This is a genomic window from Plantibacter sp. lyk4-40-MEA-4 (genome assembly GCF_030209415.1).
GTDB lineage: Bacteria > Actinomycetota > Actinomycetes > Actinomycetales > Microbacteriaceae > Plantibacter > Plantibacter flavus_A.
Genome location: NZ_JARVSA010000010.1, coordinates 68750 through 88522, shown reverse-complemented (window position 1 = coordinate 88522; position 19773 = coordinate 68750). Strand labels below are relative to the sequence as shown.

At 67.7% G+C, this 19773-nt stretch carries 20 protein-coding genes; 7 read left to right on the top strand and 13 right to left on the bottom strand.

Annotated elements, in window-relative coordinates; genetic code table 11:
- Positions 1 to 20 precede the first annotated feature (20 nt).
- Positions 21 to 2393 (top strand): ATP-binding cassette domain-containing protein, encoded by a 2373-nt coding sequence (locus tag QRN44_RS16335; protein ID WP_285039640.1) that lies wholly within the window; start codon positions 21 to 23, stop codon positions 2391 to 2393.
- Between the two features lie 106 nt (positions 2394 to 2499).
- Here the strand turns inward: QRN44_RS16335 and QRN44_RS16330 are convergent, their stop codons facing one another.
- Positions 2500 to 2652: a hypothetical protein gene (locus QRN44_RS16330; protein ID WP_285039639.1), complete on the bottom strand. Its 153-nt coding sequence runs from the start codon at positions 2650 to 2652 to the stop codon at positions 2500 to 2502.
- A gap of 263 nt (positions 2653 to 2915) precedes the next feature.
- On the opposite strand from QRN44_RS16330, the gene QRN44_RS16325 reads away from it, so the two are divergent.
- The gene (locus tag QRN44_RS16325; RefSeq protein ID WP_285039638.1) at positions 2916 to 3494 is read left to right on the top strand and encodes a TetR/AcrR family transcriptional regulator; all 579 of its coding nucleotides are present in this window, start codon (positions 2916 to 2918) and stop codon (positions 3492 to 3494) included.
- Between the two features lie 21 nt (positions 3495 to 3515).
- On the opposite strand, the gene QRN44_RS16320 is transcribed toward QRN44_RS16325, so the two are convergent.
- From QRN44_RS16320 to trpD, 5 genes are all read right to left on the bottom strand, one after another.
- Positions 3516 to 3740, bottom strand: a complete 225-nt coding sequence (locus QRN44_RS16320) for a hypothetical protein (RefSeq protein ID WP_124769389.1) — start codon at positions 3738 to 3740, stop codon at positions 3516 to 3518.
- Between the two features lie 84 nt (positions 3741 to 3824).
- On the bottom strand, positions 3825 to 4535 hold the full coding sequence (dhaM, locus tag QRN44_RS16315; RefSeq protein WP_285039637.1) for a dihydroxyacetone kinase phosphoryl donor subunit DhaM: 711 nt from the start codon (positions 4533 to 4535) through the stop codon (positions 3825 to 3827).
- On the bottom strand, positions 4532 to 5179 hold the full coding sequence (gene dhaL / locus QRN44_RS16310) for a dihydroxyacetone kinase subunit DhaL (RefSeq protein ID WP_285039636.1): 648 nt from the start codon (positions 5177 to 5179) through the stop codon (positions 4532 to 4534). The genes dhaM and dhaL overlap by 4 nt, the downstream gene beginning before the upstream one ends.
- A gap of 4 nt (positions 5180 to 5183) precedes the next feature.
- Positions 5184 to 6185, bottom strand: a complete 1002-nt coding sequence (gene dhaK, locus QRN44_RS16305) for a dihydroxyacetone kinase subunit DhaK (protein WP_285039635.1) — start codon at positions 6183 to 6185, stop codon at positions 5184 to 5186.
- A gap of 116 nt (positions 6186 to 6301) precedes the next feature.
- Positions 6302 to 7363 (bottom strand): anthranilate phosphoribosyltransferase, encoded by a 1062-nt coding sequence (trpD, locus tag QRN44_RS16300; protein WP_121290588.1) that lies wholly within the window; start codon positions 7361 to 7363, stop codon positions 6302 to 6304.
- A gap of 183 nt (positions 7364 to 7546) precedes the next feature.
- Between trpD and ctaE the strand changes: the two genes are divergently transcribed.
- The 4 genes from ctaE to qcrB are packed head-to-tail and all read left to right on the top strand — an operon-like array spanning position 7547 to position 11792.
- Positions 7547 to 8176, top strand: coding sequence for an aa3-type cytochrome oxidase subunit III (gene ctaE / locus QRN44_RS16295; RefSeq protein WP_285039634.1), 630 nt, complete (start codon positions 7547 to 7549; stop codon positions 8174 to 8176).
- A gap of 18 nt (positions 8177 to 8194) precedes the next feature.
- On the top strand, positions 8195 to 9040 hold the full coding sequence (gene qcrC, locus QRN44_RS16290; RefSeq protein WP_064296976.1) for a cytochrome bc1 complex diheme cytochrome c subunit: 846 nt from the start codon (positions 8195 to 8197) through the stop codon (positions 9038 to 9040).
- 35 nt (positions 9041 to 9075) lie between these two features.
- Positions 9076 to 10161 carry a cytochrome bc1 complex Rieske iron-sulfur subunit gene (gene qcrA, locus QRN44_RS16285; protein WP_064296977.1) on the top strand — a complete coding sequence of 362 codons (1086 nt, stop codon included), beginning with the start codon at positions 9076 to 9078 and terminating at the stop codon, positions 10159 to 10161.
- A complete protein-coding gene (gene qcrB, locus QRN44_RS16280; protein WP_064296978.1) occupies positions 10158 to 11792 on the top strand; it encodes a cytochrome bc1 complex cytochrome b subunit in 1635 nt (544 codons plus the stop codon). The genes qcrA and qcrB overlap by 4 nt, the downstream gene beginning before the upstream one ends.
- A 643-nt stretch (positions 11793 to 12435) precedes the next feature.
- On the opposite strand, the gene QRN44_RS16275 is transcribed toward qcrB, so the two are convergent.
- The 6 genes from QRN44_RS16275 to QRN44_RS16250 all read right to left on the bottom strand — a co-directional run bounded on the left by QRN44_RS16275 (position 12436) and on the right by QRN44_RS16250 (position 18022).
- Entirely contained in the window at positions 12436 to 12888 is a 453-nt protein-coding gene (locus tag QRN44_RS16275) for a GNAT family N-acetyltransferase (protein ID WP_064296979.1), read from the bottom strand.
- The gene (locus QRN44_RS16270) at positions 12888 to 13310 is read right to left on the bottom strand and encodes a cytochrome c oxidase subunit 4 (protein WP_064296980.1); all 423 of its coding nucleotides are present in this window, start codon (positions 13308 to 13310) and stop codon (positions 12888 to 12890) included. The genes QRN44_RS16275 and QRN44_RS16270 overlap by 1 nt, the downstream gene beginning before the upstream one ends.
- Before the next feature lie 5 nt (positions 13311 to 13315).
- The gene (gene ctaD / locus QRN44_RS16265; RefSeq protein WP_064296981.1) at positions 13316 to 15043 is read right to left on the bottom strand and encodes an aa3-type cytochrome oxidase subunit I; all 1728 of its coding nucleotides are present in this window, start codon (positions 15041 to 15043) and stop codon (positions 13316 to 13318) included.
- Positions 15040 to 15942, bottom strand: coding sequence for an aa3-type cytochrome oxidase subunit II (gene ctaC / locus QRN44_RS16260; RefSeq protein ID WP_064296982.1), 903 nt, complete (start codon positions 15940 to 15942; stop codon positions 15040 to 15042). The genes ctaD and ctaC overlap by 4 nt, the downstream gene beginning before the upstream one ends.
- Positions 15943 to 16104: 162 nt before the next feature.
- Complete coding sequence (gene erpA / locus QRN44_RS16255; RefSeq protein ID WP_064296983.1) at positions 16105 to 16470, bottom strand: iron-sulfur cluster insertion protein ErpA; 366 nt, start codon at positions 16468 to 16470, stop codon at positions 16105 to 16107.
- 106 nt (positions 16471 to 16576) lie between these two features.
- Entirely contained in the window at positions 16577 to 18022 is a 1446-nt protein-coding gene (locus tag QRN44_RS16250) for a dipeptidase (RefSeq protein WP_079002556.1), read from the bottom strand.
- A gap of 43 nt (positions 18023 to 18065) precedes the next feature.
- On the opposite strand from QRN44_RS16250, the gene QRN44_RS16245 reads away from it, so the two are divergent.
- Positions 18066 to 18665, top strand: a complete 600-nt coding sequence (locus tag QRN44_RS16245) for a DUF3043 domain-containing protein (protein WP_064296985.1) — start codon at positions 18066 to 18068, stop codon at positions 18663 to 18665.
- Positions 18666 to 18734: 69 nt separating this feature from the next.
- Here QRN44_RS16245 and QRN44_RS16240 read toward each other — a convergent pair whose 3' ends face one another.
- A complete protein-coding gene (locus tag QRN44_RS16240; protein WP_175115805.1) occupies positions 18735 to 19772 on the bottom strand; it encodes a quinone-dependent dihydroorotate dehydrogenase in 1038 nt (345 codons plus the stop codon).
- Between the last annotated feature and the right edge of the window lies 1 nt (position 19773).

The following is a 19773-nucleotide window of genomic DNA, read 5'->3' as shown; positions in this document are numbered from 1 at the left end:
CGACGGATACGCTGATCGCCATGACCGAGACGCCGATGCACACCAGGGCCGCTGACAGCCACGACGTCATCCGGGTCAGGGGTGCCCGCGAGCACAATCTGCGCGACGTCGACGTCGACCTCCCCAAGCGCCGCCTCACCGTGTTCACGGGCGTGTCCGGCTCGGGGAAGAGCTCCCTCGTCTTCGGGACGATCGCCGCCGAGTCACAGCGGATGATCAACGAGACCTACAGTGCCTTCGTCCAGGGCTTCATGCCGTCGCAGGCGCGGCCCGACGTCGACGTGCTCGAGGGACTCACCACGGCGATCATCGTGGACCAGGAGCGGATGGGCGCGAACTCGCGTTCGACGGTGGGCACGGCGACCGACGCGAACACGATGCTGCGCATCCTCTTCAGTCGGATCGGAGACCCGTCCATCGGCTCTCCACAGGCCTTCTCCTTCAACGTCGCCTCGATCAGCGGCGCCGGAGCGGTGACCATCGAACGTGGGGGACAGAGCACGAAGGAGCGGCGGAGCTTCTCGATCACCGGCGGCATGTGCCCGCGGTGCGAAGGGATGGGGACCGTGAACGACATCGACCGTTCCCAGCTCTACGACGCCACGAAGTCGCTCAACCAGGGCGCGCTCACGATCCCCGGCTACACACCCGACGGCTGGGGTGTGCGGATCTTCACCGGATCCGGATTCCTCGACGCGGACAAGCCCATCCAGGACTACACGGAGCGGGAACTCCACGACTTCCTCCACAAGGAGCCGGTGAAGGTCAAGGTCGGCGACATCAACATGACCTACGAGGGCCTGATCCCGAAGGTGCAGAAGTCGTTCCTCTCGAAGGACCGTGAGGCGATGCAGCCGCACATCCGCGCATTCGTCGACCGCGCCGTCACCTTCACCACGTGTCCGGCGTGTGAGGGGACCCGCCTGAGCGAGGGCGCACGGAGTTCGCGCATCGCCGGTCGGAACATCGCCGAACTGTGCACGATGCAGATCAGCGACCTCGCGGCGTGGACCCGGGCGCTCGACGAACCGTCGGTGCGCCCACTCCTGACGGTCCTCCAGGAGACGCTCGACTCCTTCGTCGCCATCGGGCTGGGGTACCTGTCACTCGACCGCACGACGGGCACCCTCTCTGGTGGGGAGGCGCAGCGCACGAAGATGATCCGCCACCTGGGGTCGTCGCTCACCGATGTGACCTACGTGTTCGACGAGCCGACGGTCGGACTGCACCCGCATGACATCCAGCGGATGAACGAACTGCTCCTGCGGCTCCGCGACAAGGGGAACACCGTCCTCGTCGTGGAACACAAGCCGGAGACGATCACGATCGCCGACCACGTCGTCGACCTCGGTCCCGGAGCCGGGACCGGCGGGGGACAGGTGACGTTCCAGGGGACGGTGGACGGCCTCCGAGCGAGCGACACGCTCACCGGACGCCACTTCGACGACCGCGCCACGCTCAAGCCGGCGCTGCGTCGACCGACCGGTGTCATCGAGATCCGTGGCGCCGACCGGCACAACCTGCAGGGCGTCGACGTCGACGTGCCGCTCGGCGTCCTCGTGGTCGTCACGGGTGTCGCCGGCTCGGGCAAGAGCTCGCTCATCCACGGCTCGGTCGCCGGGCGTCCCGGTGTCGTGACGGTCGATCAGAGCCCGATCCGCGGCTCGCGTCGCAGTAATCCGGCGACGTACACGGGTCTGCTCGAGCCCATCCGCAAGGCGTTCGCGAAGGCCAACGGGGTCAAGCCGGCGCTGTTCAGCTCGAACTCGGCGGGAGCCTGCCCGAACTGCAACGGCGCAGGTGTCGTCTTCACCGATCTCGGCGTCATGGCGAGCGTCTCGACCGTCTGCGAGGTGTGCGAGGGCCGCCAGTTCGATGCTTCCGTCCTGGAATATCAGTTGGGGGAGCGGGACATCAGCGAGGTGCTCGCGATGTCGGTGACGGAGGCCGAGGCCTTCTTCGCCGACGGGCCGGCACGGACACCTGCAGCGCACGTCATCCTGGCGCGACTCGCCGACGTCGGGCTCGGTTACGTCAGCCTCGGACAGCCGTTGACGACCCTGTCAGGAGGCGAACGACAGCGACTCAAACTGGCGACGCAGATGGCCGACTCGGGCGAGGTCTACATCCTGGACGAGCCGACGACCGGCCTGCACCTCGCTGACGTGGAGAACCTGCTCGGGCTCCTGGACCGGTTGGTGGACTCCGGCAAGTCGGTGATCGTCATCGAGCATCATCAGGCGGTCATGGCGCATGCGGACTGGATCGTCGACCTCGGACCCGGCGCAGGTCATGACGGCGGACGCCTGGTGTTCGCCGGGACGCCCGCAGCACTCGTCGCCGATCGCTCGACGCTGACCGGCGAACATCTCGCTCGGTACATCGGCTCCTGACGCGGCTCGGTCGTCGTCGCGATCCTCAGCTCGGACATGCACGCCGACATGACCCGATCCGACCCCGCTCGCGGCGGGCTGGAAAGAGCTGATAATGCACATTATGTCAACTCAGGTTCATCCGGCATGCCAAGCCGCCCGTTCCGGAGGTCCTGCCCAGGGTCGTCACCGCGTGGATCCGATCGTGCAGGTGTGACTCGGCGAAGATGCCGTCGACGTGCATCTCCACCGCGGGGCGATAGCTGGAAGCGCCGGACATCACGCGATCCGACAGCCCGACGACGATGCACCCGTACACCTCGAGCTCACGCGGGCAGGGCGGGTCCGGCAGGTGGACGGTCCCGCCTGCTCCCCCACGATCGCCCGGCCGTCCACAGGACGGCGGAGTGCTCGATGAACCACCGGCGCTCCACACTCCGAGCTGCGCGCAACAATCGATCGGCCCAGAAATCGGCTCTGATCTGGTCCGAATTCATAGAGTGCGTGCGCTAGAGTAGGCGCTCTAGGACTATGGGAGCAGACATGCCGAGGATCGTCGACCCACAGCGGTTCACCGCGCGCCAGACCGCGATCCTCGCTGCGGCCTACCGCTGTTTCGCCGCCGAAGGGTATGAGACCACCTCGACGGCGGACATCTGCCGGGCGGCGGACATCTCCTCGGGGACCCTGTTCCACTACTTCCCCACCAAGCTCGACATCCTGGTCACCCTGTTGCGGGTGAGCGCCGCCTGGACCGAGGAGCAACTCCACCTCGCCGCACGGGCCGGGCCTGGGCGACCCGCCTTGGCCACGTACCTCGGCACACTCGACCGCCAGCGGGCTGCCGACCAGACGGCCGGTTTCGCTCGCGCGGTCCAGGGCATGGCGCACGTCCACGATGTGGCGGCCGTCCTCGACGTCGAGCGGGACATGGTCGACCGCTTCCTGCTCGATCACATCACCGAGGCCGTCCGCACCACCGCAGCCCGCTCCGACGCCACGCCGGAGCAACTCGTCCGATGGGTGCGCTGGCTCATCGACGGCAGTGCTCTCCACGAGACGTCGGCGTCGCGCGAGAACGGTGTCAGTGTCGCCGTCCGGTCGTTGCTCCTCCTCGGATGACGGCGCCGGTCACCGGGGTCGTCAGGCCGACGGAGCAGGTCGATCGGGGTCCTGGTCCCAGAGCGGCATCCCGAACTCGTTGACCGGGATGGCGGACTGCGCCGGGTCCGGAAGCCGCTCCCCCGTCGGGCAGGTCATGAAGTGATCGTGCCCGGAGGAACGGTCGAAGGTGTGCTCGGCGAGCGGATGGCCACAGACCGTGCACTGGCGGTCTTCGGTGTCCGACGTCTTCGTCTGCTCGTTCATGCGGGTCATGCTACGCCGACCGTCGGGGTCGACCACCCCGTTGCGCCCGGGACGCCGACCTGCTTCCGTCCCGAGCGCGACCCGTCAGACCTCTCCGAAGCCGGATTCGATGAGCGACTCCAGTGCCCCGATGGCATCCTCCGCATCCGGACCGTCCGCCTGCAGCTCCACGACCGCCCCCTTGACGAGGCCCAGTGACATGATCCCGAGCAGGCTCTTGGCGTCCTTCCCGTTCACGACCACCCTGGCCGCGAACGTGCTCGCCAGCTTCACGAACTCGGCAGCGGGTCGAGCGTGGAGCCCGTCCTTGTTCCGCAGGGTCACCGAGGCTGCGGCGTGGGACGCCGTCGGATCGTCGGAGCCACCCACCCGAGTCGCCTCGTCGGCACCGTGCCGGGCAGGGTCACCGCCGACTGCCGACCGCGCTGCGGCCACGACCTCGTCGAGCGACGCGCCGGTCTGCGCGGCCACGGCCGCGGCGACCCCACCCTCGACGAGCGGGGCGTCGACGATGCGTACCCGGCCTCGGACGTCGTCGTCGAGGAAGTCGAGTGCCGTCTCAGCGGTCAGGATCGCCGACCCCAGATCGCACAGCACCACCACCCCGTCCCCGGAGTCCACCGCGCCGATCCCGGCGGAGACGAGCTCGAAGCTCGTGCCGATCCCTCCGTCATCGGTACCACCGGCCGCGGCGAGGGCCGCGTCGGGCGCCATCTGCCGGGCCAGGGCGATGAGCCCCTCCGCGATCAGCGCGCTGTGCGAGACGAAGACGAGGCCGACGGCTCCCGCGCTCATGCAGCATCCTCCCCGGCGGCGGCGGTAGCCGCCGCTTGCAGGAGATAGGAGGTGGACTGCGCCCCAGGGTCGCGGTGCCCGACGGCCCGTTCACCGAGGTAGCTGGCACGCCCCTTGCGGGCGACGAGCGGTTCGGTCGCGGCGGCGCCACCCCACGCGGCCTCCGCGGCTGCGGCCAGCACCCGTGCCGGCGACTCCCCCGCTGCCGCCGCCGCAGAGGCAGCGTCCACGGCGGGCGTCCACGCGTCGACCATGGTCTTGTCGCCGACCTCGGCCTTGCCACGGAGCACGATCCCGTCGCGTGCCGCCGTCAGCAGGGCGACGACGGCATCGGCGTCGAGATCCTCCTGGCCGGTCACGGCGATCGACGCCTTGAGCAACGCGGTGCCGTACAGCGGGCCGCTCGCTCCTCCGACGGTCGAGATAAGCGTCGTCGCGGCGAGCTTGAGGATGTCGGCGGGCGTGGCACCGTCAGGCTGCTCGTCGAGCTTCGGCAGGATCGCGGAGAACCCGCGGTCGAGGTTCTCGCCGTGGTCGCCGTCCCCGATGTCACGGTCGAGCGTGATCAGCTCCACGCGATGTTCCGCGACGACCGCCGCACTCCCCCGCATCCAGGCGATCGCCCAGGCTCCGTCCAACCCCATCCGTCTACCGTCCCCACCGGAGCGCCGCGGTCTGCACCGGGGCGTCCCACAATTCGATCAGTTCGTCGTCGAGTTTCAGGAGGGTGATCGAAACACCCTGCATCTCGAGGCTGGTCGTGTAGTTCCCCACGAGCGACCGTGCCACCTCGATCCCGCGCTCCGCGAGCGCCTCGGCCACACGGCGGAAGACGATGAGCAACTCGACCTGCGGCGTCCCGCCCATCCCGTTCACCAGGACGAGGGCACGCTCGTCGGGTGCGTACGGAAGGTCCTCGAGGATGGCGGCGAGCAGCCGGTCGACGATCCGGTCGGCGGGCTCCAGGGGGATGCGTTCACGGCCGGGCTCACCGTGGATACCGATCCCGATCTCGATCTCGTCATCGGCCAGGGTGAAACTCGGCTCGCCCGCGTGCGGGACGACGCACGGGGTGAGTGCCACGCCCATCGTGCGGGTGCGCTCGTTGACCTTGGTCGCGAGGTCGGCGACCTCGTCGAGGCCTCCCCCGGCCTCGGCACGTGCTCCGGCGAGCTTCTCCACGAGGACGGTGCCGGCGACACCCCGACGCCCCGCCGTGTAGAGCGAATCCTTCACCGCGACGTCGTCGTCGACGATGACCGAGCGCACCTCGATGCCCTCGGCCAGCGCGAGATCGGCCGCGGTCTCGAAGTTGAGCACGTCGCCCGTGTAGTTCTTGACGATGTGCAGGACGCCGCCACCACCGTCGACGGCCTTCGTGGCGGCGAGGATGGGGTCCGGAGTCGGTGAGGTGAACACCGGGCCGGGTACGGCCGCATCGAGCATCCCGAATCCGACGAACCCTCCGTGGAGGGGCTCGTGCCCGCTTCCGCCGCCGCTCACGATCCCCACCTTCCCGGCGACCGGCGCGTCCGCTCGGGCGATGAACACCGGGTCGAGCGACACGGTGACGAGGTCGGGGTGCGCGGCGCCGAATCCGGCCACCGCCTCGACGACGACGTCCTTGGGATCATTGATGAGCTTCTTCATTGAATCCTCCTGCAAGATCGGTTCGGGTCCGCCGACCGGGTACGCCGGCATCGGGTCTCAACCTACGCGCTGCAGCCCACCGCCGGTAGGGCCGGCGGACCCGGCCACGGCGCGGATCAGCGCGAGCCGAGCGAGCGGGTGGCGTCCACCCACGCGTCGAGTGTCGCGGTCGCCGCACCCGAGTCGATGACGGCCGCGGCGGACACGAGCGCTGCAGCGAACCGCTCGAGGATCGGCCGCTGGGCCTGCGACGGATCCTCCGACAATTCGAACGCCACGATCCCGGCCGCCGCGTTCAGCAGGACGATGTCGCGGACCGGACCCTCCTCGCCGGCGAGCGTGGCGCGCACGACACCGGCATTGTGCTGGGCGTCACCGCCGATGAGATCGTCGATCGACGCACGTCGGATGCCGAGTTCCCGGGGATCCAGGTCGTGCTCGGTGACGGCTCCACGGGTGATCTCCCAGAGGTGGCTGTGTCCCGTCGTCGTCAGTTCGTCGAGTCCGTCGTCGCCCCGGAAGACGAGGGCGGTCGCCCCACGCGTCTGGAACACGCCCACGAACAGCGGGATGCGGTCGGCGTGCGCGACGCCGACCGCCGACGCCTCCGGGCGGGCCGGGTTGACGAGCGGACCGAGGAAGTTGAAGACCGTCGGCACGCCGAGCTCCGCGCGGACCGCTCCAGCGTGGCCGAAACCGGGGTGGAACGCCGCCGCGTACGCGAAGGTGATGCCCGTCGACGCCAGCACCTCCGCCACCAGGTCCGTCGGCAGGGCGAGGTCGACGCCGAGCGCCGAGAGCACGTCACTCGATCCCGAGGCGGAGCTCGCCGCGCGATTGCCGTGCTTGATGACGGGGATGCCCGTCGCCGCCGCGACGATGGACGCGGTCGTCGAGATGTTGACGGTGCCGAAGCGATCGCCGCCGGTGCCGACGATGTCGAGGGCCCGAGAAGGGGCGACGAGCGGCTTCGCGTGGTCGAGGATCGCATCGCGGAACCCGACGATCTCGTCGACCGTCTCCCCCTTGCGGCGCAACGCGATCAGGAAGCCGGCCAGCTGGGCGTCCGTCACCTGGCCGGTCATGATCCGTTCCATCGCCCACGTCGACTCCGACACACTGAGATCGGTTCCGGCGAGCAGGTCGCCGATGAGCGTCGGCCAGGTCGTGAGAGGCATGTCGACGATCTTACAAGCGCGACTCGCCGACGCCTCGAGCGGCCCGTGGAGGCGAAGATCACATGAATCCCGCAGCAGAACCGAAGATTCCGGTCAGGAAATAAGGCTAGCCTTACTGATCCGAGCGTGCTCGCCGCCGCCGAAATGCGAAAAACCGCTCCGGCTTTCGGCCATAATGGAGGGGTGACGAGCACCTCAATCAACCTTGCGCCGAGCGCGCCCCGGATCAACCGACCGAACACGGTCGCGGTTGGAACGATCGTCTGGCTGGGCAGCGAGGTCATGTTCTTCGCCGGCCTCTTCGCGATCTACTTCACGCTGCGATCGATGGCTCCCGAACTGTGGGCGGCCGAGGCCGGTCGCCTGAACGTCCCGTACTCGACGATCAACACGATCATCCTCGTGTCCTCGTCGTTCACGTGCCAGTTCGGCGTCTTCGCAGCGGAGCGCATGCAGCCCCGCATGACCGGCTGGAGCCCGCGCAAGTGGGGCATGGTCGAGTGGTTCTTCCTCACCTACGCCCTGGGTGCCGTGTTCGTCGCCGGCCAGATCCTCGAGTACGCGACGCTCGTCAGCGAGGGCATCTCCCTCAGCTCGAACGCGTACGGCTCGGCGTTCTACCTCACGACCGGCTTCCACGGCCTGCACGTGACCGGCGGCCTCATCGCCTTCCTCCTCGTGATCGGCCGTGCCTACGCCGTCAAACGATTCGGCCACAAGGAGGCGACGAGTGCCATCGTCGTCTCGTACTACTGGCACTTCGTCGACGTCGTGTGGATCGGCCTCTACTTCGTCATCTACATCCTGCGCTGACCCGGAATGACTGCCTCCATGAAGACTGACCCCACCCAGACGACGACCACCAAGGCGTCCAAGAAGGCCGCCCGTGCCACGCGCAAGAGTGGCCGCCGCAGCCCGTTCGCCTCGGCGGCACTGCTCGCGATCGGCCTCCTCGTGACCGGTGGCGCCTACGCAGCCGTCAGCGTCAGCACGGCCAGCGCCGAGCCCGTCGCCGCCGCCAAGTCGCAGGCCTCCGTCGACGAGGGCGAGAAGCTCTTCTCCGCGAACTGCGCCACCTGCCACGGCCTCGACATGCAGGGCACGACCGCCGGACCGAGCCTCCTCGGCGTCGGTGCCGCCGCCGTCGACTTCCAGGTCGGCACCGGCCGGATGCCGCTGCAGAACCAGGGCCCGCAGGCCCCGGAGAAGCCCGTGCAGTTCACCGAGGAGCAGATCTCCTCCCTCGCGGCCTACGTCGCCTCGGTCGCACCCGGCCCGGAGATCCCCGAGGAGCAGTACCTCGACGGCGAGGGCGACGCCTCCAACGGCGCCCAGCTGTTCCGCATCAACTGCGCGATGTGCCACAACGTCGCAGCCGCCGGTGGCGCCCTGACCGAGGGCAAGTACGCTCCCTCGCTCGTCGGCGTCAGCGCCGCCCACATCTACGAGGCCATGATCACCGGCCCGCAGAACATGCCCGTCTTCAACGACATGAACCTCTCCCCCGAGGACAAGCGCGACATCATCACCGCGCTCAAGTTCATGGAGAAGAACCCGTCACCGGGCGGCAACGACCTCGGCTCGCTCGGCCCCGTCTCCGAGGGCCTGTTCCTCTGGATCTTCGGCCTCGGCTCGATCGTGGCCCTCACCGTCTGGATCACCGCGAAGTCGAACTGACCGACGCGGATCGACAACACGTAAGAAGGAGCACCATGGCTCACGACAACTCGAGCGGCTCGGGTCACCCAGCCGCCGACTCGTCTGCCGATCCGTCCGCCCACGGGCAGGAGCTGCAGGTCGCGACCGGTACCGGGGTCATCTCCCGCGATGCCGTCGTCGACCCCGGCCTGCCTCCGCACCGGAAGCGCGTCACGGACCTCGACCCCAAGAAGGACAAGCGGGCCGAGCGCGCCGTCTACACCCTCTTCTACCTGTCGATCGCCGGCAGCGTCTGGGCGGTCGCCGCCTACATGGCGTTCCCGATCGAGCCCGAGGACATCGCCTCGGTCCGTCTGAACAACCTGTTCATCGGTCTCGGCATGGCGTTGGCCCTGCTCGCGATCGGTATCGGTGCCGTGCACTGGGGCAAGGCCCTCATGCACGACGAGGAAGGCATCGACTACCGTCACAAGGTCGGCGGCAACCAGGTCAGCCGCGATCGCGCGGTGGAGATCATGCACCAGGCGAACGTCGAGTCCGGCATCGGTCGACGCGCGCTCATCCGCAACAGCCTCATCGGTTCCCTCATCGTCTTCCCGCTCCCGGGCATCGCGTTGTTCCGCGGCCTCGCGCCGTACGACGAAGACCCCGTCGAGCTCATGCAGCACACGATGTGGAAGGAAGGCACGCGCCTCGCCCGTGACCCTTCCGGAACGCCCATCAAGGCGTCCGACGTGACGCTCGGCAGCGCGTTCCACGTGATCCCCGAGAACCTCCACGAGGCCGACCACGTCCTCAACGAGAAGGCGAAGGCGATCGTGCTGCTCATGCGGCTCAAGCCCGAAGACCTCGTCGAGGAGGAGTCCAAGAAGGACTGGTCCTACGACGGCATCGTCGCCTATTCCAAGGTGTGCACGCACGTCGGTTGCCCTGTCGCGCTCTACGAGCAGCAGACGCACCACCTCCTCTGCCCTTGCCACCAGTCGCAGTTCGACGTCACGAACCACTGCGCGGTCATCTTCGGACCGGCCGCCCGGCCGCTTCCGCAGCTGCCGATCACCGTCGACGACGAGGGTTACCTCGTCGCGCGGAGCGACTTCCACGAACCTGTCGGCCCGAGCTTCTGGGAGCGTCATTGAGCACCTCGACCGCAACACGCGCCCCTGAGCAGGCCAAGGCCGCTCCGGCGAAGAGCTCCGGTGGATTCACCGGCGCTGCAGCGAACTACCTCGAAGAGCGGACGTCCATCTCGGTCGCCGTCAAGGAGTTCGGCCGCAAGATCTTCCCCGACCACTGGTCGTTCCTCCTCGGCGAGGTCGCGCTCTACAGCTTCGTCATCATCCTGCTGTCGGGCTCCTTCCTCACCTTCTTCTTCCAGGCATCGATGGCGGAGGTCCACTACGACGGGTCCTTCGTCCCGCTGAAGAACATCGAGATGTCCGTCGCCATGGCGTCGACGCTCGACATCTCCTTCGACATCCGCGGCGGCCTCCTGATGCGTCAGGTGCACCACTGGGCTGCCCTGCTGTTCGTGGCGTCCATCGGCCTGCACATGCTGCGCATCTTCTTCACCGGTGCGTTCCGAAAGCCGCGTGAGCTGAACTGGGTGATCGGTTTCGTCCTGTTCATCCTCGCCATGGCCGAGGGCTTCACCGGATACTCGCTGCCCGACGACCTGCTCTCCGGTAACGGTCTGCGGATCATCGACGGCATGGTGAAGGGTCTGCCCATCATCGGTACGTGGACGACCTTCCTGCTGTTCGGCGGAGAGTTCCCGGGCACCGACATCGTCGGCCGCCTCTATACGCTCCACATCCTGCTCCTGCCGGCGCTGGTGCTGCTCTTCATCGCCCTGCACCTGGTGTTCGTCGTCGTGCACAAGCACACGCAGTTCCCGGGCGCCGGTCGCACCGAGCAGAACGTGGTCGGATTCCCCGTCCTCCCCGTCTACGCGGCGAAGGCCGGTGGCTTCTTCTTCATCGTCTTCGGTGTCGTGATGCTCATCGCCTCGCTGTTCACGATCAACCCGATCTGGAACTACGGGCCGTACGACCCCTCCCCGGTCTCGGCAGGTACGCAGCCTGACTGGTACATCGGGTTCGCCGACGGCGCGCTCCGGCTGGTTCCGCCACACCTCGAGTTCGTCCTCTGGGATCACACGTTCTCGTTCAACATCATCCTTCCCGTCCTCGTCCTGGGTCTGTTCATCGTCACGGTGTTCATCTATCCGTTCGTCGAGGCGTGGATCACGGGTGACAAGCGCGAGCACCACATCCTCGACCGTCCGCGCAACGCGCCGACCCGCACCGCGATCGGTGCTGCCGGTGTCACCTTCTACGCCGCCCTCTGGGCTGCTGCGAGCTCGGACATCATCGCCACCCACTTCAAGGTGACGATGGAGGGCGTGATCCACACGCTGCAGGCGATCCTCATCCTCGGACCGTTCATCGCCTACTTCATCGCGAAGCGCACCTGCCTGGCGCTGCAGAAGAAGGATCGCGAGATCCTCCTTCACGGCTACGAGACCGGGCGCATCGTCCGCCTCCCCGGTGGCGAGTTCATCGAGGTCCACGAGCCCGTCGACGAGTACGAGCGCTGGCGCCTCGCGAGCTACGACGACCACAAGCCGTTGATGATCCGTCCGAACGCCAAGGGCAAGATCACCGGTGTCCAGAAGGCTCGCGCCGCGATGTCCCGCTGGTTCTTCGAGGATCGGATCGCTCCCGTCACGAACACGGAGATCGAACGTTCCCACGGCGACCACCACTAGGCGGATCCCTCTGGAAAGCCCCGCAGTCCTCACGGACTGCGGGGCTTTCGTCGTTCTGCGGCGGGGATTCGTGGAACTGTGCTGCGACACGACGCGGCGACAGTGGAGGTCCATGCGGTCCCGCTCCCCCGCTCTCCGGGCGCGGAAGGCCGCTGCGGGCGGTATGAGCCCGTCGACAAGCTTCGGGGACCTGTGATCGCTCACCGCGGTCCACCGCCATTCCCGCGCGACCGCAGACGATGTGAGCCTGTCGACCGGCTCCGGGTCCGACGTTCCCGTCACAGGGTGATCGGGACCGTACAGAGGAGACACCGGACGACGCCTGCCCGTCGACGGGCTCAGGGACCGGGGAACGGCCTACGCCAGGTCTGTTCGCACGCACGCTGAGTCCGCTGAGGGCGGCGTGTGCCCCTCGACAGCCTCAGGGCGACGGGCGCTCCCCCGGTCTACGAGGCGTGAGGAGGCGTCACCTGACGACGGCTGCCACCGTGAAGTCTCGACGGAACCGAAGGGTGACGCTCATGACCTTCAGGGGCGGTCCCCGCACCTTGCCAGCTGCTTGTTCTCCATGTCTCGGCGCGCACCAGAACACGAAAGAGCCCCCGAGCGGTGGCTCGGGGGCTCTTCGATGACCGCTTGGGGGTCAGCCCAGCGGGAGGATCTTCTTGTAGAACTCCGCCGTCACGTTGTAGCCGAGACGACGGTAGAAGTCGCCGGCTCGAGAGGTGGACATCGTCAGCTGGCGCGCACCGCGCTCGACGGCATAGTGCTCGTTCGCCTCGACGAGGGCCGATCCGATGCCGGCGCCGCGGGCGGTCTCGTCGACCACGAGCTCCTGCAGGTGGGCGGTCAGACCGGCCGCGTGCAGCAGCCGCGACACCGTCATCAGGGTGTATCCGACAACGCGGTTCGCCTCGTCGACCGCGACGTACAGCACGTTGGTCTCGTCTTCACGAGGGCGCATGACGTTGTTGTACGCGGCCATGAAGTCGTCCGCCGCAGGCGGGATGGACCCGGTGATCAGCTGGCCGGCCAGCGCGAAGACGGCTGAACGGTCGTCGGGCTGACCGCGACGGATGCTGAACGAGGCGACCATCAGCGTGCGAAGTATCCGCGGTAGTACTCGTAGTTCCAACCGACGACCGCGATGACGACCAGCGGGATGCCGATGATCGCGATCCAGAACCCGACCGCCAGACCGAGTACGAGCAGACCACACGCACCGGCGAGGATGATGGGCCACCAGCTCCACGGGCTGAAGTGCCCGATCTCCGGGTCGCCGTCGTCGATGTTCGCGGTCAGCGTGTCCTCGGGGAGCTCGGCTCCCTGGCTCTTGTGCACCCGGCTGAGGTAGAAGCCGAGGAAGGCGCTCAGGATCGCGGCGAGAGCCAGGGTGACCGTGCCGACCCATTCGACCCGGCCGTGCAGCGGGTCGACGAGCGACCACACCGTGTAGACCGCGCAGAGGAGGGCGCAGAACACCGTCAGGATCGTGAAGAGGATGATATTGGCGCGCATGGCGGCTACTTCACCTTTCCGGCGTCGATGTCGAGCGTGGGTGCGTCAGGTGCGTCCTTCGCGGGACCGACGCCGACCGGGATACCGACCTCGGGGTGGTGGAGGTCGAAGGCCGGGCGCTCCGAGCGGATGCGCGGGATGGAGACGAAGTTGTGACGCGGCGGGGGCGAGCTGGTCGCCCACTCGAGCGATCCACCGTACCCCCACGGGTCGTCCTCGGTGACTCGAGGAGCCTTCCGGATCGTGATGTACACGTTCAGGAAGAAAGGCAGCAGCGAGATGGCGAGGATGAACGAGCCCACGGTCGACAGCTGGTTCATCCAGGTGAAGCCGTCCTCAGGCGAGTACGTCGCGTAGCGGCGCGGGAACCCGATGACACCCAACCAGTGCTGGATGAGGAACGTCGTGTGGAAGCCGATGAAGAGCAGCCAGAAGTGCCAGTAGCCGAGCTTCTCGTTGAGCATCTTGCCCGTCCACTTCGGCCACCAGAAGTAGAAGCCGGCGAACATGGCGAACACGACCGTGCCGAACACGACGTAGTGGAAGTGCGCCACGACGAAGTAGGAGTCGGAGACGTGGAAGTCGAGCGGCGGCGAAGCGAGGATGACGCCGGTGAGTCCACCGAAGACGAAGGTGATCAGGAAGCCGATCGACCAGAGCATCGGGGTCTCGAAGGTGACCGAACCGCGCCACATCGTGCCCAGCCAGTTGAAGATCTTCACGCCGGTCGGAACCGCGATGAGCATCGTCATGAGGGCGAAGAACGGCAGGAGCACCGATCCGGTGACGTACATGTGGTGTGCCCACACCGTCACGGAGAGGGCCGCGATCGCGATGGTCGCGTAGATCAGGGTCTTGTAGCCGAAGATCGGCTTGCGGCTGAACACCGGGAAGATCTCGGAGACGATGCCGAAGAACGGCAGCGCGATGATGTAGACCTCGGGGTGCCCGAAGAACCAGAAGAGGTGCTGCCACAGGATGACGCCGCCGTTGGCCGCGTCGTAGATGTGGGCGTCGAACACGCGGTCCGCGGCAAGGCCGAAGAGGGCCGCTGCGAGCACCGGGAACGCCATCAGGACGAGGATGGACGTCACGAGGACGTTCCACGTGAAGATCGGCATGCGGAACATCGTCATGCCGGGGGCGCGCATCGTGATGATCGTGGTGATGAAGTTGACGCCACCGAGGATGGTGCCGAAGCCGCTGAGCGCCAGTCCGAGGACCCAGAGATTGCCTCCGAGGCCTGGCGAGAACGTCGTACTCGACAGTGGCGCATAGGCGAACCAGCCGAAGGCGGCGGCGCCCTGCGGGGTGAGGAAGCCACCGACGGCGATGAGGCTACCGAAGGCGTAGAGCCAGAACGCGAAGGCGTTCAGTCGCGGGAAGGCGACGTCCGGTGCGCCGATCTGCAGCGGCATGAGCGCGTTCGCGAACCCGGCGAAGAGTGGCGTCGCGAACATGAGGAGCATGATCGTGCCGTGCATCGTGAAGAGCTGGTTGTACTGCTCCTTGGTCTCCACGATCGTGCCGCCGGGCTCGAAGAGCTGGGCGCGGATGATGAGCGCCATCACGCCGCCGAGGCAGAAGAAGATGAACGAGGCGATCAGGTACATGTACCCGATGGTCTTGTGGTCGGTGGAGGTGATCCACTTGACCAGGATGTTGCCCTTGCGCTCGACCGAGGTGCGTCCGACGACGCTCGCCTGGCCTGCGGGAAGCGTGGTGGAGGTCATTCCCCGTCTCCGTGCTCTTCGAGACCTGCCGGCGCCTTGGTGCCGGGGAGGTTACTGTTGCGGTCGTATGCCGTGCCGTAGTCGCCGATGTTGCCCGACTCGGCCAGGTCTTCGAGGTGCTTGTCGTACTCGGCCTGCGAGACGACCTTCACGTTGAAGAGCATGAGCGAGTGGTACTCGCCACAGAGCTCGGCGCACTTGCCGGCGTACGTGCCCTCGCGCTCAGGGGTGAAGGACATGTAGTTCGTCTTGCCCGGGATCATGTCCTTCTTGTAGAGGAAGTCGATGACCCAGAAGGAGTGGATGACGTCGCGCGACTGCAGCGCGATCTTCACCGTCTTGCCGACGGGCAGGTAGAGCGTCGGGAGTGCGTCCTGGTCGATGACGCCACCGGGCTTCTCATCGGCCTGCACGCCTGCGGTCCAGACGTCCTGGCCGTCGACGGCCTCGTCGTACACGAAGTCCCACGCCCACTGCTTGGCGAAGACCTCGATGGCCACGTCGGGATCCTCGTACTGGGTCTCGATCGCGTTCTGGTCGCGTGCCGTGAAGGCGAAGAAGCCGAGCACCAGGATGAGCGGGACGATCGTGTAGAAGATCTCGATCGGCATGTTGTACCGCAGCTGGACCGGAAGACCGGTCTGCCCCTTGCGGCGTCGGTACACGATGACGGCCCAGATGATGAGCCCCCACGTGATGACGCCGACTGCGAGCAGCACCAGCCATGCCGTCACCCACAGGCCCGCGATGCGGTCCGTGTGGTTCGTGACGGGAGATTCGCCCTCGACGAATCCCGGCAGGTAACCATGCAGTTCCGCCTGCGTACAACCCGCCAGGACTATGGCGAGTGTGGCTGCGACCGGAATGGCAGCCCATCTGAGACGACGAGTCGAGCGCACCTCTGAAACCTTTCGAATACACACCTGTGGATCGCCCCCCAGTCTAGTGGGGATGGGCGGTGAACGCCGGACCATTCGGGTCCGCGGTGCGGGATCGTGACCGGAATGACGAAGGGGAAACCACCCGGGACCGGGCAATTTCCCCTTCAGGAAGAATCTGGCTCAGTGGAAGCTGTCGCCGCAGGCGCAGCTACCCTCGGCGTTGGGGTTGTCGATGGTGAACCCCTGCTTCTGGATGGTGTCCTCGAAGTCGATCTTGGCGCCGTCGAGGTAGGGGACGCTCATCTTGTCGACGATGACCTCGACGCCGTCGAAGTCGACCGTGGCGTCGCCGTCGAGCATGCGCTCGTCGAAGTACAGCTGGTAGATGAGGCCCGAGCATCCGCCCGGCTGCACGGCCACGCGGAGACGGAGGTCGTCGCGACCCTCCTGCTCGAGGAGGCTCTTGACCTTCTGCGCCGCCGTGTCGGACAGGCCGACGCCGTGAGCCGCGTCGATCTTGGTCTCGGTCAGGATGGTGTCGCTCATGATGCTCCTCGCGAGGTCTGGCGGCGCCGGGTCGACGCCTGTGTGAGATTCTACCGCCTGCCGCGACGGACGCACCCCTGGAAGTGCGGCGGCGCGTCCGTCGCGTCTACGCGTCCGAGGACGGACGGGGTGCGGCCGCCAGGCGAGCGAGGAGCACCGCCTCCGTGAGGATCGCCTTCTGGAAGACGCCGAGGTGCAGCGACTCGTTCGGGCTGTGGGCGCGCGAGTGCGGGTCCTCGACACCGGTGACGAGGATCTGGGCGTCCGGGAAGACCCGGACGAGGTCGGCGATGAACGGGATCGATCCGCCGACACCCGTCTCCACGGGCTCGACCTCCCAGGCGTCGGCCATGGCGCGCTTCGCCTCGGCGACGGCCCAACCGCTCGTGTCCACGAGGAACGGGCTCCCCTGGTCGACCTCGTCGATCGTCAGCTGCGCGCCGAACGGGCTGTTGGCGAGGAGGTGGGCCTCGAGTGCACGGTAGGCCTCGGCCGGATCCTGCCCGGGGGCGATCCGCGCACTGATGCGAACCGACACCTCCGGGATGAGCGTGTTCGAGGCGTTGGCCACCGACGGTGCGTCGATGCCCGTGACGGTGATCGCCGGCTGCGACCAGATCCGGCTGAGGATCGAGCCGCGTCCGATCGGCGTGACCCCCTCGGACAGACCTGACTCGGCGCGGAGCTGCGCCTCGTCGAACTCCGGGGTGACGGCGTCGTGCGAGGTGAGTCCGGAGACCGCCACCGAACCGTCCGCGTCCCACAGTGTGGCGAGCAGGGTGACCGCGGCCAGCATCGCGTCCGGCACCGCTCCCCCGAGCATCCCGGAGTGGGAGGCGTGGTCGAGGGTCTTCACGCGCAGCCGGAACGTGACGTTGCCGCGCAGACCGATCGTCAGCGCCGGCGTCCGCTCGTCCCAGTTGTCGCTGTCGGCGACGACGATCACGTCCGCAGCGAGGGTGTCGCGGTGCTCCTCCAGGAAGGAACCGAAGGACCGCGAGCCGAACTCCTCCTCGCCCTCGATGAACAGCACGATACCGAGGTCGAGGTCGGAACCGAGGACCTCGGTGACGGCCCGGATCGCGGCGATGTGGGACATGACGCCGGCCTTGTCGTCAGCCGCGCCCCGTCCGTAGATGCGGCCGTCGCGGACGGTCGGCTCGAACGGCGGCGAGTCCCACTTGTCGTCGCTTCCGGGGGGCTGGACGTCGTGGTGCGCGTAGAGCAGCACGGTCGGTCGGCCGTTCCGCGGTTCTCGTCGGGCCAGCACGGCGGGCTGCCCGAGCTCCGCTCCGCCGTCGATGGCGGACCGGCGCACCGAGACCTCGTCGAAGACACCGAGACCGCGTGCGAGCTCCGCGACCGCCTCGGCACTCCGCGCCACCTCGGCCGCGTCGAACGCCGACCACGACACCGAGGGGATGCGGACGAGCGCCGACAGATCGGCGATCGACGACGGCAACGCACCGGCGACGGATTCGCGCAGCCGATCGAGGACTTCCTGGTCGTTGCGTGGGTCTTGGGTCGATTCCGTCGTGGTACCTGTCGTCATGCGAGTAATCTTAAGGGAATCCCCGAATCAAGGACGTTCCATCGTGGCCAAACAGCAGAGCACCCCGGCATCAGAGCCGATCGTCGAGACCGCAGCGCAGACGGCTGAGCGCCTCGCCCGCGGCGCCAAGGAGGCGAAGGGTCGACCGACCCCGTCCCGGGCGGAACGCGAGGCGCAGAACAAGCGTCCACTCGTCCCCTCCGACCGCAAGGAGGCCTCGAAGGCGGCGAAGGCGCAGCAGGCCGAGGCACGGAGGCGGGCGCAGGCCGGCATGGCCGCCGGCGACGACAAGTTCCTCCCGGCACGCGAGCGCGGCCCGCAGAAGAAGTTCGTCCGCGACTACGTCGACGCCCGGTTCAACATCGGTGAGTTCATGATCCCGGTGATGTTCCTCGTGATCATCCTCACCTTCATGCCGGTGCCCGAGATCCAGGTCTACGGCATGCTCACCCTCTGGGTGTTCTTCATCATCGCGATCGCCGACTGCTTCTTCCTCGGCTTCCGCGTCCGGAAGGCGCTGCGGGCGAAGTTCGGGCAGGACGAGCGGGGCGTGCGCTGGTACGCCGCCATGCGCGCGCTGCAGCTGCGCCCGCTCCGCCTGCCCAAGCCGCAGGTCAAGCGCGGCCAGTTCCCCAACAAGTAGTCCCACGAAACCGAACGCCCGCCGGTCCCAGACCGGCGGGCGTTCGTCGTCGACAGCGCGTGGTACCGCTCAGCGGCCGGTTCGAGCCAGTCGGTCGAGTCCGCGGTTGATGTGCCTCGCCCAGAGCGGCCCGCGGTACAGGAACGCCGTGTACCCCTGCACCAGCGTGGCTCCCGCGGCCAGACGCTCCTGGACGTCCTCGGCGGTGTCGACGCCTCCGACCGAGATGACGCACAACTCCGGGGGCACGATGGCCCGGATGCGCCGCAGGACGACGAGCGAGCGGGCGGCCAGCGGCGCACCGGACAGTCCGCCGGCCCCGGCCGCCTCGACGATGGCGGGATCGGTGGTCAGTCCGTCGCGCGAGATGGTCGTGTTCGTCGCGATGACGCCGTCCAGGCCGAGTTCCACGACCAGCGCTGCGATGCGGTCGACCTCCGCATCGCTGAGGTCGGGCGCGATCTTGACGAGCAACGGCGTCGAACCGGCGGCGGCGCGGACGGCCTCGAGCAGCGGCGCGAGCTGGTCGAGCTCCTGGAGGCCGCGGAGCCCAGGGGTGTTCGGCGAGCTGACGTTGACCACGAGGTAGTCGGCCACGGGCGCGAGGAGCGTCGCGCTCCGGACGTAGTCGGCCGTGGCGTCGGCGACGTCCACGACACGGCTCTTGCCGATGTTCACGCCGAGGACGGGTCGGCGGCTCACCCGCGCGGTCCGTTCGAGCCGACGCCTGGCCTGGTCGGCTCCCCCGTTGTTGAAGCCCATGCGGTTGACGACCGCCCGATCGGCGATGAGTCGGAACAGTCGGGGCTTGGGATTACCTGGCTGCGGGATCGCCGTGATCGTGCCCACCTCGACATGGCCGAACCCGAGCAGTCCGAGACCGAGGACGCCCTTGCCGTCCTTGTCGAAGCCGGCGGCGACACCGAACGGGGTCTCGAACCGCAGCCCCAGCGTCTCCACCGACTGGTCGAGTCGCGGCAGCGTCCAGCGCCTGATGGCGGGGCCGAGGCCGGTCGCGGGAAGCGCGCGGATGACGTCGAAAGCCAGGTGGTGTGCGCGTTCGGGATCGAGCTTGGACAGCACCTGGGCGAAGAGGAAGCGGTACACG

Coding starts and splice junctions, on each gene's coding strand:
- QRN44_RS16335 (WP_285039640.1), top strand. CDS start 21: ATGACCGAGACGCCGATGCACACCAGGGCCGCTGACAGCCACGACGTC.
- QRN44_RS16330 (WP_285039639.1), bottom strand. CDS start 2,652: ATGTCCGGCGCTTCCAGCTATCGCCCCGCGGTGGAGATGCACGTCGAC.
- QRN44_RS16325 (WP_285039638.1), top strand. CDS start 2,916: ATGCCGAGGATCGTCGACCCACAGCGGTTCACCGCGCGCCAGACCGCG.
- QRN44_RS16320 (WP_124769389.1), bottom strand. CDS start 3,740: ATGAACGAGCAGACGAAGACGTCGGACACCGAAGACCGCCAGTGCACG.
- dhaM (WP_285039637.1), bottom strand. CDS start 4,535: ATGAGCGCGGGAGCCGTCGGCCTCGTCTTCGTCTCGCACAGCGCGCTG.
- dhaL (WP_285039636.1), bottom strand. CDS start 5,179: ATGGGGTTGGACGGAGCCTGGGCGATCGCCTGGATGCGGGGGAGTGCG.
- dhaK (WP_285039635.1), bottom strand. CDS start 6,185: ATGAAGAAGCTCATCAATGATCCCAAGGACGTCGTCGTCGAGGCGGTG.
- trpD (WP_121290588.1), bottom strand. CDS start 7,363: ATGCCTCTCACGACCTGGCCGACGCTCATCGGCGACCTGCTCGCCGGA.
- qcrC (WP_064296976.1), top strand. CDS start 8,195: ATGAAGACTGACCCCACCCAGACGACGACCACCAAGGCGTCCAAGAAG.
- qcrA (WP_064296977.1), top strand. CDS start 9,076: ATGGCTCACGACAACTCGAGCGGCTCGGGTCACCCAGCCGCCGACTCG.
- QRN44_RS16275 (WP_064296979.1), bottom strand. CDS start 12,888: ATGGTCGCCTCGTTCAGCATCCGTCGCGGTCAGCCCGACGACCGTTCA.
- QRN44_RS16270 (WP_064296980.1), bottom strand. CDS start 13,310: ATGCGCGCCAATATCATCCTCTTCACGATCCTGACGGTGTTCTGCGCC.
- ctaD (WP_064296981.1), bottom strand. CDS start 15,043: ATGACCTCCACCACGCTTCCCGCAGGCCAGGCGAGCGTCGTCGGACGC.
- erpA (WP_064296983.1), bottom strand. CDS start 16,470: ATGAGCGACACCATCCTGACCGAGACCAAGATCGACGCGGCTCACGGC.
- QRN44_RS16250 (WP_079002556.1), bottom strand. CDS start 18,022: ATGACGACAGGTACCACGACGGAATCGACCCAAGACCCACGCAACGAC.